The organism is Acidobacterium sp. FHG110202_01, assembly GCF_059115305.1.
In genome coordinates, this window is sequence record NZ_JBZYWJ010000004.1 from 14,175 (window position 1) to 28,302 (window position 14,128).

Annotated in this window: 12 protein-coding genes; 8 read left to right on the top strand and 4 right to left on the bottom strand. The window is 56.5% G+C overall.

Going from position 1 to position 14,128, the window contains the following annotated elements; all coding sequences use genetic code 11:
• Positions 1–140: 140 nt before the first annotated feature.
• The 3 genes from AC5S16_RS08985 to AC5S16_RS08995 form a co-directional block, all read right to left on the bottom strand.
• Positions 141–668, bottom strand: a complete 528-nt coding sequence (locus AC5S16_RS08985; RefSeq protein WP_493929716.1) for a hypothetical protein — start codon at positions 666–668, stop codon at positions 141–143.
• Positions 646–1,380, bottom strand: a complete 735-nt coding sequence (locus AC5S16_RS08990; protein ID WP_493929717.1) for a hypothetical protein — start codon at positions 1,378–1,380, stop codon at positions 646–648. The genes AC5S16_RS08985 and AC5S16_RS08990 overlap by 23 nt, the downstream gene beginning before the upstream one ends.
• Before the next feature lie 161 nt (positions 1,381–1,541).
• Positions 1,542–1,754 (bottom strand): hypothetical protein, encoded by a 213-nt coding sequence (locus AC5S16_RS08995; RefSeq protein ID WP_493929718.1) that lies wholly within the window; start codon positions 1,752–1,754, stop codon positions 1,542–1,544.
• 482 nt (positions 1,755–2,236) lie between these two features.
• Here AC5S16_RS08995 and AC5S16_RS09000 point away from each other — a divergent pair, with 482 nt between their 5' ends.
• Entirely contained in the window at positions 2,237–3,151 is a 915-nt protein-coding gene (locus AC5S16_RS09000) for a GGDEF domain-containing protein (protein WP_493929719.1), read from the top strand.
• A gap of 131 nt (positions 3,152–3,282) precedes the next feature.
• On the opposite strand, the gene AC5S16_RS09005 is transcribed toward AC5S16_RS09000, so the two are convergent.
• Complete coding sequence (locus tag AC5S16_RS09005; RefSeq protein ID WP_493929720.1) at positions 3,283–5,979, bottom strand: bifunctional YncE family protein/alkaline phosphatase family protein; 2,697 nt, start codon at positions 5,977–5,979, stop codon at positions 3,283–3,285.
• Positions 5,980–6,192: 213 nt separating this feature from the next.
• Here AC5S16_RS09005 and AC5S16_RS09010 point away from each other — a divergent pair, with 213 nt between their 5' ends.
• The 7 genes from AC5S16_RS09010 (at position 6,193) to lptG (ending at position 14,096) form a co-directional block, all read left to right on the top strand.
• On the top strand, positions 6,193–7,125 hold the full coding sequence (locus AC5S16_RS09010; protein ID WP_493929721.1) for an acyl-CoA desaturase: 933 nt from the start codon (positions 6,193–6,195) through the stop codon (positions 7,123–7,125).
• A gap of 73 nt (positions 7,126–7,198) precedes the next feature.
• Positions 7,199–8,122, top strand: coding sequence for a sensor histidine kinase (locus AC5S16_RS09015; RefSeq protein ID WP_493929722.1), 924 nt, complete (start codon positions 7,199–7,201; stop codon positions 8,120–8,122).
• A gap of 6 nt (positions 8,123–8,128) precedes the next feature.
• Positions 8,129–8,863 carry a response regulator transcription factor gene (locus AC5S16_RS09020; protein WP_493929723.1) on the top strand — a complete coding sequence of 245 codons (735 nt, stop codon included), beginning with the start codon at positions 8,129–8,131 and terminating at the stop codon, positions 8,861–8,863.
• A 49-nt stretch (positions 8,864–8,912) separates the two neighbouring features.
• The gene (locus tag AC5S16_RS09025) at positions 8,913–9,119 is read left to right on the top strand and encodes a heavy-metal-associated domain-containing protein (RefSeq protein ID WP_493929724.1); all 207 of its coding nucleotides are present in this window, start codon (positions 8,913–8,915) and stop codon (positions 9,117–9,119) included.
• 3 nt (positions 9,120–9,122) lie between these two features.
• Positions 9,123–11,396, top strand: a complete 2,274-nt coding sequence (locus tag AC5S16_RS09030; RefSeq protein ID WP_493929725.1) for a heavy metal translocating P-type ATPase — start codon at positions 9,123–9,125, stop codon at positions 11,394–11,396.
• Entirely contained in the window at positions 11,393–11,743 is a 351-nt protein-coding gene (locus AC5S16_RS09035) for a metal-sensitive transcriptional regulator (protein WP_493929726.1), read from the top strand. The genes AC5S16_RS09030 and AC5S16_RS09035 overlap by 4 nt, the downstream gene beginning before the upstream one ends.
• 31 nt (positions 11,744–11,774) lie before the next feature.
• Complete coding sequence (lptG, locus tag AC5S16_RS09040) at positions 11,775–14,096, top strand: LPS export ABC transporter permease LptG (protein ID WP_493929727.1); 2,322 nt, start codon at positions 11,775–11,777, stop codon at positions 14,094–14,096.
• Positions 14,097–14,128 lie beyond the last annotated feature (32 nt).

Below are 14,128 nucleotides of genomic sequence, written 5' to 3' on the forward strand. Positions count from 1 at the left end.
TTTCTCTGCGAAAACCTTGGTACTCCGTGATCTTCTGTGACGAAAGTAAACCTATGGCGTACTTAGCGTCTTGGCGGTAGATTTCTGTCCTTATCTTTGCTCATCTAAGCAGCCACGATCATTTCTCCATTCAGAAATCGCTATGGCTGCTGAGTATCGTCCGCGCCTAGAAATTCATTCACTGCATGCGCCGCCTCCGGTTGCCCGCCCTGGTCCGAATACGACCCCAGGCCTACCCGGTGCCCATCGTCCAGCACAAATACCAGCCGGTATGCTGCCGTAGACGTTTCCACCGTGGCATACTTCACCTGCTCCAGTGGATAGGTCGACGTAGAATGCGCCCACCCGATATGAACCGTCATCATTCCGGCATCCTTATCGAGCACAGCCGTTGAAGGAACTGCCGTGGTCCAACCAATGAAGGCGCAAACGACCAGCATGAAGGCTCCGATGAACCCCGTCGAACGGCTGCGCGAGCTCAATCCACCAAGCAGCATCAACAGGCCAATCGCCGCAACCATGTAACACGTAATGGATACCCACATCACCGGCGGGTTCACCACCATGATGCGTGCTCTGCCGAGATGTTCTACGTTGAATCCTGAAGCTAAAAGGGCCACCATCCGTGCTCCCATGCAGACAAAATCAAAGCCCTGGCGGTATGACAAAGAAGTTGATGTCCCCTCCGGCTTGTACATCAATCGGAACCCCGTGCGCACGGGCCATGGCTACTCCTACCTCAGTCCAGTCTATCCTGCCTAAAAGGCCCTTCATTCTGGCGGACAACGGCGCAGCTTGTGTTTCGATCGCCGCCGTATTCTTGTTGCGAAAGATCGAATCCTGCAGATAAATAGAAGCCCATTGGAGCTTAATAAGAGCGGTAATATCAATGTTTATGCCGGTAACGCCGACCTTGAACCATGAGTGGTCAAAGTGTTCCTGGAAATACTCCAGCACGCTGTTCTCATGCCGCTGATATTTCGTTGGCTGCTGCACATGGCTCGGTTGCGCATGTGTCACCGTAAGCGTGTGCACATAGTGATAGTTTGCAGGCGCAACATTCGTCTCGTTAAACACGCCCACATATGTCTGGTTAGTCTTGCCGATAATCGTTGACTTATGGTCGGACTTGACCAGCTCCACGCGCTTGCCCTTGATCGTCAGGTCATAATTCGCGTCAATAAATTCCGTGTAGTTACCCGTAAAATGCTGCCACTCGTTGCCCTTCACCAGGGCAGTATCCACACCATTCGTGCCGGATAATGCTGTCTGCGAAGTAATGCCCCCGTAGCTGAGGGAACCCGCGGGAGGAAGTTTCTGGTCTGTTCCCGGATTTGCTACAGCAAGGGGAGTCTTGACTGATCCATCAAATGCGCTCATGACCTCTCAACCTCGGACGAAAATCAAGTTACTGTATGCGTTACCGAAGATATATAGATAGCATTAACATCTGGTTAAGTAAATTTTTTTTGTAGATAACTCTCATGACAAAAAACGCGCCTTCTCAGGCGCGTTTTTCCTTGCAGAATCAGCTGCAAATCTCAACTGAACGGAAGCGCTGCAGCAGGCTTCTTGGCATTCAGCTTTTCTTTGCAGATGTGCTCTGCTTCCAGCTTTTGCCGGTCAGCAGGGGTCTGTGTGCTTCCGAGAACCTGAAAGCAGTGATGACAGATAGCTACGCGTGCATGGGTATGAATGCGCGCAGGCAGCAGCTTTTGCGGAATGGCGTGCGTGGTGGTAACAGCGGGAATCATAGCTCACTCCAACGTTAAGGGGGTTAATCTAACGGGGAGCACTTCCCTTACGGGACTTGCAAGCCGATTGAAGTAAATTAAGTTATGTCGTACGAAAAGGCGAATGACCGCGAATCCCGGGATACGCTCTCTGCAGATTACCAATGCTATATAGATGGCGTTAAAAACTACCCGGTTGGTCCAATATTGAAATTCTTACTCAATTTTCGCCAGAGTCAATAAAATTTTTTCATTATTTTGACTTTTCTTAAGAAATTTTGGATAGATTAGGAGCTTTACCCAACAATAAGACCAATAGAATCAGAGAAAATCTTCGCTCCTGAATCAGTTATCCAGCTTCACCGGTCATGCCTTGCTTTCAGACAGCCCCTTACGAAAATCTACAAGAGTCCCGATAGACCTTGGTGTGAGACTAGTCCGCCATGCCCATCAGCTCTGAAAAAACCTCATCTATCCTCCTCGCCGACGAATCAGCCGCTTCCATGCATGCACTCTTGGAATCCTGGAAGTATCGGGTCGAGATCTCCAGCGATGGCACGGAAGCCTTCAAGCGGCTGCTCGCCCCCGACGCTCCGTCCATCGCCATTCTGGACAATAACTTGCCGCACATGAGCGGAGTTGAGATCATCGCCGAAATCAAGCGGCGCACCCGCCAGCACTCGACCTGGCTGATGCTGCTGAGCGGCTCCCCTGACGCTGAAATCATCAACGCCGCTACTGTTGCCGGAGTGGACGATTTCCTCCTAAAGCCTGTGAATGACATCGATCTTCTCGTCCGCCTCAGAACCGCAGAACGGGTACAGCAGCTTTACCACGAGATGCGCGAGCAGATGAACGCCCTGCACTTCCACGCGTCCCATGACACGCTCACCGGTCTCTTGAACCGGGAAACCGTCATGCGCAATCTCTTCCAGGAGACCGACCGCGTACAGCGCATGCGCACCCCTCTGTGCATGCTGCTGCTCGACCTCGACCGCTTCTCGCTTGTGAATCATCAGTATGGGTACCCCGTAGGAGACTCGGTCCTGAAAGAGCTGGCCCAGCGCCTGAAGCGCTATCTGCGCAGCTATGACGTCCTCGGCCGATGCGGGGGAGATGATTTTCTCATCGGGTTGCCTGGCTGCCTCGCCGAACACGCCCTCGCCATGGCGGAGCGCCTGAAGGACTCCATCCTGGCAAGGCCCTATCATATTCATCGCGATGTCATTCCCGTCACGGCAAGCATTGGCATTGCCACCAGCCGCGGACGAGCCCCGCTCATCGTTCTTCGCGAAGCCGAGCGCGCCTTAGCCGACGCAAAACTGGCCGGAGGAAACTGCATCCGCTTCTACGGCCAGCAGGGAGAACAATCCCCTTCGCTCGCGGACAACACTATCGAACAGCGTGTCTTCCGCTAGAGCTAACCTGGGATAAATATGAGTGCGCCCATCCTGATAGAAGTCAGGGTGGGAGGTTTGCAGCTCCCAGCGCTCCCCTCGACGAAGCCGGGGCTTATTCCCCTATTCCCTACTCCCTATTTCCCTGAAACTCAATTTCCATCGTCATCATCCTTGTGCGCAGCATGAGGATGCAGAATCATCCACGGAACCGGCTTGTTCCCCATTGCATCCCGCCAGAGAATCACATTCAGTTTGCGCGCATCGGCCCGGTCCTCATGGGTAAAGTCCATCTTGCTCGACTCCTTTGCCCCAGGAGACTTGGGAGTGTTCGCGGTATAAATCAGCCCATTGTCACGATTGGAATAATCGGCCTCATAAGCAGGCTGGTCGCCCGCTCCGTTGAACAGCGGAGCGATCAGCGGTGCAAGCGCATCGTTGTTGTTCATCGGAGGAATACCCAACAAGTCCTCCATGGTGCGCAAAAAGCTCACTGTTGTATAGAACGTTGAGTCAACCGTAGGCTGCGCTGCGCGCGGTGAATACTTGCTCACTACCAGCGCAATGCTGCGATGCGCATCCACATGGTCGGCTCCATCCTGCGCATCATCTTCCAGGATGAAAAACGCCGTGTCGTCCCAGTAAGGGCTATGCGAGACAGCCTCCACAGCGCGTCCTACGGCAAGATCATTGTCCGCAACCGATGCCTGCGGCGTTGGCTTGCCCGGCGAAGTTCCCGCAGTGTGGTCATTGCCCATGCGCAGCATCACAAAGTTCGGCATCGTATCTTTGCCCTGCTGGCGGTCAGCGACCCATTTGCGGAGATTCGTCTGAAACTCCTCAAAGCGAAGCTGATCTGGAAAAGTTAGCTCAAAGTCCGGATACAAAGGATCGAAGTGCCCTTCCAGCTCAGGCTTGGTCGCAATGCTCTTCGCGATAAACGGGATTGCCCAGGGATAGGGACTCACGCCTCCGCCATAATTCGCTGGAATTGGTTCACCCTTATGAATAGCCGCAACCTTGCATTGCTCCGGCGCAGGCTCAGGAGTTCCGGCCAGCGGCGATTTCTGGCCTGGCGCTTCCTTCGATTCCGTGCAGAACGTGGTCGAAATAAATTCGCCGAAATGGTAGAGGGTCTTCCCATGCTTGGCTAAGTCAGTCCAGATATAGCTGCTCGCCGGCTCGTTGATGTCCGGAATACCTTCCTTGAGCGGGTAGCCCTTCTCGACCTGGCCCTCAAAGTCATAAACGCGGCCACTGCCGCGATATCCCTGCTGCCAGGTCTTCTCGGTGTAGTCGCTGCTGATGGCAGCGTTCGACCAGACATGGCCATCGCCCGAAACCTCGCCGGAATCATAGAAGTTATCGAGCACCCCAAACTGCAGAGCGAGTTTGTGCAGGTTGGGTGTAATGCTTTTGTCGTACATTGTGAGCGAGGCATCGTCGTTGCCCGCCCCCAGGTCGCCGAAGATCTGGTCGTAGGTGCGGTTTTCCTTAATGATGTAAATCACATGATGGATCGGATTCGTCCCGCTCTGGAACTTCAGGTGCTGCTCAGCAGCCTGCATCATGTTGCTTGCGACCACTTCCTTGGTTAACTGCGGCAGATCACGCATCGCTGCATCCATATCCACCGTTGCCAGCGAGCCATAGAGCAGCGTTCCAATATAGGTATGAGGCCGCTGCATCCGGCGCGTCAGCGTTGGCGGCGGATTCGCCGGCTGGGGCTGCGGCGCTCCGTTCGGGCCAGTTCCCTTGCCCTTTCCGGTTGCGATATAGAGATGGTTTCCCTTGACTGCAAGCCCTGTCGGATACCACTCCGTTGGAATAAAGCCCTGCGCCTCTGATCCCGACTTGATCCTGCGCGTAGAAAAAACAGCAACCGCGTTCGATCCGGTATTGGCGGCATAGAGCGTCGCGCCATCATCAGAAAGTGCCAGCGCATCGGGCATCGCGCCGAAGTAATGCTGTCCGGGCAGCTGTGTATTGAGCGTTCCCGCCAGTTTCATCTGGCCTTTGTCAATGCGCACCGCGGCAACAGCATCGCGATTCGCCAGCGCCACGTACAGCATCTTCTCGTCACGGCTCAAAGCAAATGCTGCCGGATGCGAGCTGGGAGCAGTCGCAACATCCGGAGGCATCAAAGGCAGCTGCTGCACCACCTTGCCCGCTGCAAGATCCAGTTCGGCAATTGCCGAGCCATTCCACAAGGCAACGAAGGCGCGATGGTTGTCTTTCGTGGCGATTACCGCAATCGGATAGGAAGAAGGAATCGTCGGATGGGCAGCCAGATCGAACCGCGTAACGATGTTCCCGGACGCAGCATCCACCAGCAGCACGTCATCAGAGAACTCATCCGCCACCAGAATCTGCTCTGCCCCGGCGCTGCTCTTCACCACCGCCAACCCTGTCGGCGCAGGCACCGCCATGCCCGCTGGAACATTCTTGCCAATAGCGTTCTGGACATGGCCGTCAGCAAGCTTCTGCAACGGAATCGTAATCGTCCGCTCCGGCTTGAGGGCGGTTCCGGTGAAGCTGTAAACCGCAATCACATTTCCCGTATCCGGCTGCGCCAGTGAGTCGATGCTCGCGTAGACGTGCGACCCGTCCGCGCTGAAGACAAGCCCGTTATAAAACGTCTGACCCGAGCTGACGCCTGTGCGTTCATCGGGAAAATCAGCCAGCTTTCCCGTCTCGGTATCGAGCACAGCAATCGACTGCTCATAGTTCGACTCAACCGTGCTGAACCCGGCATTCACCAGCGCCAGGTAGCGATGGTCAGGCGACCAGGCCGTCATCATCGGCAGGCTGTTCAGCTTCTGTGGATTTCCCGGAACAGGCTCAATCAATTGCTTACTCGTAGGCAGAGGAATGGTTTGCGAAATTAAACCTGCAGGAAAGCACAAAGCCATCAGCAATGGGAGCGATAAGAAATTCGGTTTCATAGGGGTTGAAGGCAGCAAGGTACCACACCAACATTACAAAAGTCTTACAAGACTCGTCCCATCACGCTGATACGGTCTATCTAGGAAGAAACTTTTTCCCGAGGATGCAGTATTCCAATGTCAACAGAATTGCTGGAAGAACCGCTGGTAGCTGAAACCGAAACCCCGCTCAAAGGTTATGCCGCAAAGCCCGAGATACCCACGCTGGGCCGTGCTGCACAGGGCGGCAAACCGAACTGGCTTACGACCTCCTTTATGGTCGCGTTCCACCTGTTGGCGTTGTCTGCGCTGTTCTTCTTTTCGTGGAGCGCCGTCATCGTTGCCGCCGTACTCTATGTCTTCGCTGTCAATGTCGGCATCGGCATGTGCTACCACCGCCTGCTGACGCATCGCGGCTACAAGACACCGAAATGGGTTGAGTATTTCCTGGCAGTATGTGGCACACTCGCTCTCGAAGGCGGACCCATCTTCTGGGTAGCGACGCATCGCGTCCATCATCAACTCTCCGATCACACCGGCGACCCGCACACCCCTACCGAAGGTGGCTGGTGGGCACACGTCGGCTGGATCCTGAGCGGTGAAACCATGCACTCGCAAACCGCCATTCACGCGCGCTACGCCCCCGACCTCACCAAGGACCGCTTTCACGTCCTGCTCAGCGAATACCACTGGGTGCCGCTCACAGTTCTCGGATTCATCCTGCTCGCCATCGGTGGCTGGAGCTGGGTGCTCTGGGGCATCTTCTTGCGGGTAGTTGTTGGCCTGCATGCAACCTGGCTCGTCAACTCAGCTACCCACATGTGGGGATCGCGCCGCTTCGAGACTCGCGATGATTCGCGCAATAGCTGGTGGGTTGCTCTTCTCACCGGAGGCGAAGGCTGGCACAACAATCACCATGCTCATCCTGTGTCTGCCCGCCACGGCCTGAAGTGGTATGAGTTCGATCCGAACTACTATGGCATCTGGCTGCTCAAGGCCATCGGCCTCGCAAAGGACGTCAAGATCGCGCAGTACGATCCCCAAAATCCCAAACCTGCCGGAGTGGCATAACGGGCAGCGTTAAAATAAATATGACATCCTGATTCACGCCCGCTCGCAAGCAAAGCGGGCGTTTCCATTTGTTATGCGCATTACACGACGACGTCCCGCCATGATCTTCTTCATCACCCTTGGCGTGTGCCTGGTAGGCGTGGCCGTCGCTCTGAATGTCGGCTGGATCATCCTGAACTGGCGCCGCGATTGGCCCATGCTGGTCGGCATCCCCTTCTTCCTGCTTCTGATCGCCGGCGTCGTCTTGAACACCATCTTTCTCGTGCGCGAAGTGCGGCGCAACGAGCGCCACGACAGCTTTCTGAATGCCGTCACCCATGAGCTGAAAACACCCATCACCTCCATCCGCCTGTATCTTGAAACCCTGCAGCGGCGCGCGCTTACAGAAGAACAGAGGCAGGACTTCTACACCATCATGCTCGCCGACAGTGAACGCCTTCTGGCCACTGTGGAACAGGTGCTGAAGGCCGGTGAAGTAGGTCAGCGTGCACGCAATCAGGTTAGGACCGAAATCGACATGGCCGCTCTGGTTCGCAAATGCATTGAGACAACTGCGTTGCAGCATCACCTGGCGCCCGACTCGATCACCTTTTCCGAGAACAATACGCCCATGCTCGTCCGCGGCAATCCGGATGAGCTGCAGACCGCGGTGATGAATATCCTCGGCAATGCTGTGAAGTATTCTCCCAACGGCCTGCACGCCCGTGTTCAGCTTACTGCTGAAGGCGATGCATGGATGGTGTTGAGCATTTCGGATAACGGCATCGGCATTGCCCCTATGCACCTGAAGCGTATTTTCAAGCGCTTCTATCGCGTTCCTGTACGCAACGTTCTCCGCACCAAAGGCACAGGTCTGGGATTGTTCCTTGTCCGCACCATTGCCCGCCAGCATGGCGGAGACGCAAGCGCGCAAAGCGCCGGAGAAGGCCACGGCACAACCATCCGCCTGCAGTTGCCCCGCTTGCTTGCACCCGCTGCTCATGCTCAGATGGACTAGAGCCCTATGGCACAAGCTCAAGCCCGCATCCTCGTAGTAGAAGACGAAACGCATCTTGCGCAGGGACTCTTTTTCAACCTCCAGGCCGAGGGCTATGAAGTCGAGCTTGCCGCCGACGGAGAAGCTGCACTGGCAGTTCTCAATAATGGCTCAAAATTTGACGCCATCGTCCTCGACATCATGCTGCCCGGCAAAGACGGTTTCGCCGTCGCACGCGAGCTCCGCGGGCAGCAGAACTATGTCCCCATCCTGATGCTGACTGCGCGTGGCCGCCCGGAAGACGTTCTGCTGGGCTTCGCCGCCGGCGCCGATGACTACCTGCCAAAACCCTTCGACCTCTCCATCCTGCTTGTACGGCTCAGCGGGCTTCTGCGTCGTGTGGCATGGCACACTCCGGCATCGGCAGAGGAACAGCAGCTAGTTGAGGAGCCTTCAAGATATGAATTCGCCGAACGCTGCATCGATTTCGAAGCGCTGGAGCTCACGATGCCGGACAAGCGCGTCCATCTGACTCTGATGGAAGCCGACTTCCTGCGCTATCTCGTGCAGAACCCCGGCCGCATCATCTCCCGCAAGGAGCTGCTCGAACAGGTATGGCGCGTGCGCGAAGACACAGATACGCGCGCCATCGACAACTTCGTCGTCCGCCTCCGCCGGTATATCGAAGACGAGCCCGCCAATCCCGTGTATCTCAAAACCGTGCGCGGCGTGGGTTACCGATTTTCCCCTCAGGGAGAATAAGAATCTTTTTCATACCTCCAGGCATATAATAGGGGTAGGGGGTATATCCATGAAGGAAGTTACACTGCGGATCGACGGCATGCATTGCGGAGCATGTATCCGCCGCGTCACGCAGGCGTTGCAGAAGGTAGCAGACTCAGAAGTAAAGGAAGTGCGCGTCGGCGCTGCCCGCGTTGCAGTCCCCGAAGCCACCCCTGAATCATCCCTTCTGGACGCGCTCACCAGATCAGGTTATTCCGCGCATCTGGAGCAGTAAATCATGGCTGGCCATTCAAAAACCGTAATCATGCCGGTAACAGGCATGAGCTGCGCCGCATGCCAGGTTCATATAGAAAAAGCACTGCGCGAAACACCCGGTGTCAGCGAAGCTCAGGTAAATCTGATGAATCATCGTGCGCGAGTCACCTTTGATCCATCCGTCGCGCAACCTGAGCAGTTGATCGGAGCTATACGCGAAGCAGGCTACGACGCCGCCATGCCGGAAGAACATCACGGCGACCATATGCACAACCACGGTCATGACGACGCCGGAGATGAGAGCACCCTCAAGCTGCGTGCCTTCGCCACCATCATCGGCGGCGCGCTTTCCATGCTCCTCTCCATGCCGCTGATGCACGCACATGGCAATATCTTCGACCGGATACTGATGACTGCCCTGCCCTGGCTCTACCGCATTCCGCATCTCGCGCTTGAATACACGCTGCTCGGAATGACGCTCATCGGCATGTTCTGGGCAGGACTTCCCATCTACCGCGGAGCCTGGAAAGCAGCGCTCCACCGCACCAGCAACATGAACACGCTGGTCTCAATTGGTACCATCGCAGCATTTCTCTATTCCGTAGCTGCAACGCTCGTTCCGCAGTTCTTCCTGAAGCATGGAATGCAGCCCGATGTGTACTACGAATCCGTGCTCCTGATCCTCGGATTCCTTCTTCTCGGCAAGTGGCTCGAAGCACGCGCCCGGCATCGCACGCTTGATGCGTTGGAGGCCTTCGCAAAAATGCAGCCTGCAACCGCGCATGTCTTGCGCGGCAATGACGAAGTCGAAGTGCCGCTGTCCTCCGTGCAATCCGGCGACCTGCTTGTGGTCCGTCCTGGAGAACGCATCCCTGTCGACGGCATCATCACCGTCGGAACCAGCAGCGTTGATGAGTCGCTGATTACGGGCGAATCGACTCCGGTGGTTCGCAGCAAAGGCGATCACCTCATCGGTGGCTCGGTAAACTTCGACGGAGCTCTCACCTATCGCGCAACATCAGTCGGCGCAGGCAGCGTGCTCGGGCAAATGCTCCGGCTTATGGAACAGGCGCAGTCTTCCAAAGCCCCTATGCAGCAGTTGGCAGACCGCGTGAGCGCCATCTTCGTACCCGTGGTGCTCGCCATCACTGCAATTACCTTCATCGCCTGGGCCGTGCTCGACCACACAGGAGGCTTCAGCCGCGCCTTCGCTGTCGCAGTTGCCGTGCTCGTCATCGCCTGCCCCTGCGCCATGGGGCTCGCCGTGCCCGCCGCCCTCACAGTCGCCATCGGACGAGGCGCGCAGCTTGGCATTCTCTTCAAAGGAGGCGAAAGCGTCGAACGCCTCGCTAATGTGGACACCGTGGTGCTCGACAAGACCGGGACCCTTACCATCGGCAAACCGGAGATTACAGCAGTCCATCCCACTAACGGATGGGATGAGAAAAAACTCCTCGCCATCACTGCATCTCTGGAACAGCAGTCCGAACATCCCCTCGCCCATGCCGTCACTGCGCGAGCAAAATCGGAAGGCATTGAGATATCACCTGTAACAGACCTACGCGTAATCCCGGGAAAAGGCGTCATCGGACTCGTCAATGGATCGTCAGTATCCGCAGGTAATGCCGCCATGATGAGCGAAGCAGGCGTAGCCATCGAAGCCTCCGCAAACAAGAATTCAGACGGCACTCTCCTTCACATAGCCGTAGACAAGACCTACCGCGGATATCTGGAAGCACACGACACTCTGCGCCCCGGAGCCAAAGATGCCATCGCAGCTTTGCATGCATTCAAGCTGAAAACCGTCATGCTCACCGGCGACAATCAGCAATCCGCTGACAAAATCGCAGCCGAAGCCGGAATCGATGAAGTAAAAGCCGAGCTCCTCCCCGAAGACAAGCTCGCCGCGATCCGCGCACTGCAGGAAGCAGGCCACAAAGTAGCCATGGTCGGCGACGGCATCAACGACGCTGCATCGCTCGCGCAAGCCGACGCGGGACTCGCCATCGGTACAGGTACCGATCTCGCGCGCGAAGCCGGAGACGCAATCCTCCTGCATGGCGATCCCAAACAGATCGTTGAAGCCATTCAACTCGCGCGCCAGACACAGCGCGTCATGCGCCAGAACTTGGGATGGGCACTCAGCTACAACGTTCTCGGAATCCCCATCGCCGCCGGAGTTCTCTACCCGGCAATCGGAATTTTGCTGAGCCCCGTCATTGCCAGCGCCGCCATGGCCCTGAGCTCAGTCAGCGTATTAAGCAACAGCCTCCGCCTGAAAGGCTTCAAAGCATGACCAGAAAACCCACTTCCGCGAACAAATTAAGCGACGCCCATTGCGCCTGTGGAGATGAGCGCAAGGCAGTAAAAGTCGACCCCGAAATTAAAGCAGCCACCCTGCGTCGTCTCGCGCGCATTGCCGGCCAGATTCGCGGCATCGAAAAAATGGTCGCAGAGGAACGCTACTGCGCCGACATCCTTGTGCAGATTTCCTCCGTGCAGGAAGCCTTGCGCGGAGCCAGCCGCCACCTGATGCACAACCATCTGATGCATTGCGCTACCGACGCCATCAAAAAAGGCCCGGACAGCGCCAAAGCCACATACGACGAGCTGCTCGACCTCGTCTACCGGCATTCGCGCTGACCGCGCTGTAAACTGGTAGCGGACATACGTTGTGCGTATCCTGACCCGCTACATTCTGAGAGAAGTGCTCTCGCACGCATTGATCGGCGGCGTGCTCTTCACCTTCGTCCTCTTCATGAAAGAGCTCGGCCCTCTGCTTGAGGTCGCGGTGCGCAACAGCACTTCCATGGGCACCGTCTTTGAAATCTTCTTCCTCATGATGCCCAACATGTTCACCGTCACCATTCCCATGTCGGTGCTCGTAGGTGTCCTCCTGGGCCTCAGCCGCCTCGCTGCCGACAGCGAGATCACTGCCATGCGCGCCTCCGGCGTCGGAGTCTGGCGCTTCGTCGGCATTGTCGGCGTCGTAGCCATCTGCGCGTGGAGCGTAGGAATGGCGAACAGCCTCTACATTGCTCCCGCGGCTTCAGCAAAGCTGCTGCAGCTCGAAGACGACCTGAAGAACACGCAGGTGGCTTACGCAGTACAGCCCCGCGTCTTTTACGAAGATCTGAAAAATGCTGTCCTTTACGTAGAAAACGTGCGCGCAGGGACAGGCGCGGCAAACTGGCGCCAGGTCTTTCTCGCGGATCTCAGCGATCCCGTCTCTCCCAAAATCACATCCGCGGAAGAAGCTACGGTAGCCAGCAGCGACAACGACACGCTCATCATGCGCCTGCGCAACGGCGCACAGCATGAGCTCTCTCCCGACAAGCCGGACGCATACAACGTCTCGACCTTCCAGCAGACTGACATGCCGCTTGAGGTAGCCGCAGCAACTGATCCACATTTAGGACACAACGATGCTCCCGTTCTAGCCATGTCGAATCGCGAGCTTCTCAATCGCACGCAGCAGCGTGGCGGCAAATGGTATCAAATTGAGTTACAGAAGCGCTTCGCCTATCCCGCGGCATGCCTGGTACTGATGCTGGTAGGAGTGCCGCTCGGCATATCATCCAAGCGCGGCGGCAAGAGCGCCGGCTTCGTGCTCACCATTCTGCTCGTATTTGTCTACTACATCCTGTCCTATACAGGAGTGGCATTGGCGCGCCAGAATAAGCTGCCTGTGATCCCCGGCGTCTGGCTGGCCAACCTGGTGTTTGGAATGAGTGGCATCTTCTTCCTGCGGCAAATGTCGACCGGAGGAGCGACCATCACCGCCATCGCCTCGGTCGGCTCATGGTTCAAGCTGAAAAAAGCTTCCGCCGCGCAGGAACTTCCTGTTCCTGAAGAACAGAAAGCTTCACGACGGCATGTCCGCGGACGCTTCCCGCTCATCCTCGACGAATACATCCTGCGCCAGTTTCTCAGTACCTTCCTCATGGTGCTGGTTGCGTTCGTCATGCTCATGCTCGTCTTCACCTTCTTCGAGCTGCTCGGCGACATCATCCGCAATCAGACCCCACTCGTCATCGTCGGCGAATATCTTGCCAACCTCACGCCGAACATGATCTACATCCTCACGCCGTTAAGCGTGCTGATCGCCGTGCTCGTCGTCTTCGGCCTGCTCAATCGCAACAGCGAGCTCACCGCCATGAAGGCTTCCGGCATAAGCCTGTATCGACTCGTCGTGCCGGTGCTGACTATTGCATCGGTCCTCGCAATTTCGCTCTTTGTTTTTGACGAAGTATATCTCCCCTCCGCAAACCGCAGGCAGGAAGAGCTCCGCAACATCATTAAGGGCAAGCCAGCACAAACCTACCAGCAGCTGAACCGCAAATGGATGTTTGGCCTGCAACAGCCCGGCAAACCCGGACGCATCTTCTACTATGAGTTCTTCGACTCGGACAATGACCGATTCGCCAACATCACGGTCTTTGAATTCGACCCCGCGACCTTCTCGCTCTCGCGGCGCATCTTTGCCACAGGAGCTCACTGGGATCCCCAGCTAAACCGCTGGATTTTTGAGCATGGCTGGGAGCGCAGCTTCAGCGGCGAGGAAATTACCAGCTATCGCACATTCGAAGTCAATACGTTCCCCGAGATCGCTGAAGCACCGCAATACTTCAAAAAGGAAACGCACCTTTCTCAGGAGATGAGCTTCAACGAACTGCAGCGCTACATCAGCGATCTCCGCCAGAGCGGATTCGACACCATGCGTCTGCGCGTGCAGTTAAACCGCAAAATCGCCTATCCGCTCATCACCCTGGTCATGGCCATTCTTGCCATTCCCTTCGCCCTGTCGATGGGCCGCCGTGGATCGCTGACCGGCATTGCCGTCGCCATTGGAGTAGCTATCGCCTACCTCTTCGTCGATGGGACTTTCGAAGCCATGGGAAATGTAAATCTGCTACCGGCCTTTCTCGCAGCCTGGTCGCCTGATATCCTCTTCGGCCTTGCCGGCAGCTATCTGCTGCTCCGTGCACATACTTGATGCGACTTTTCGCCCGGCGCAGGAATCTACAA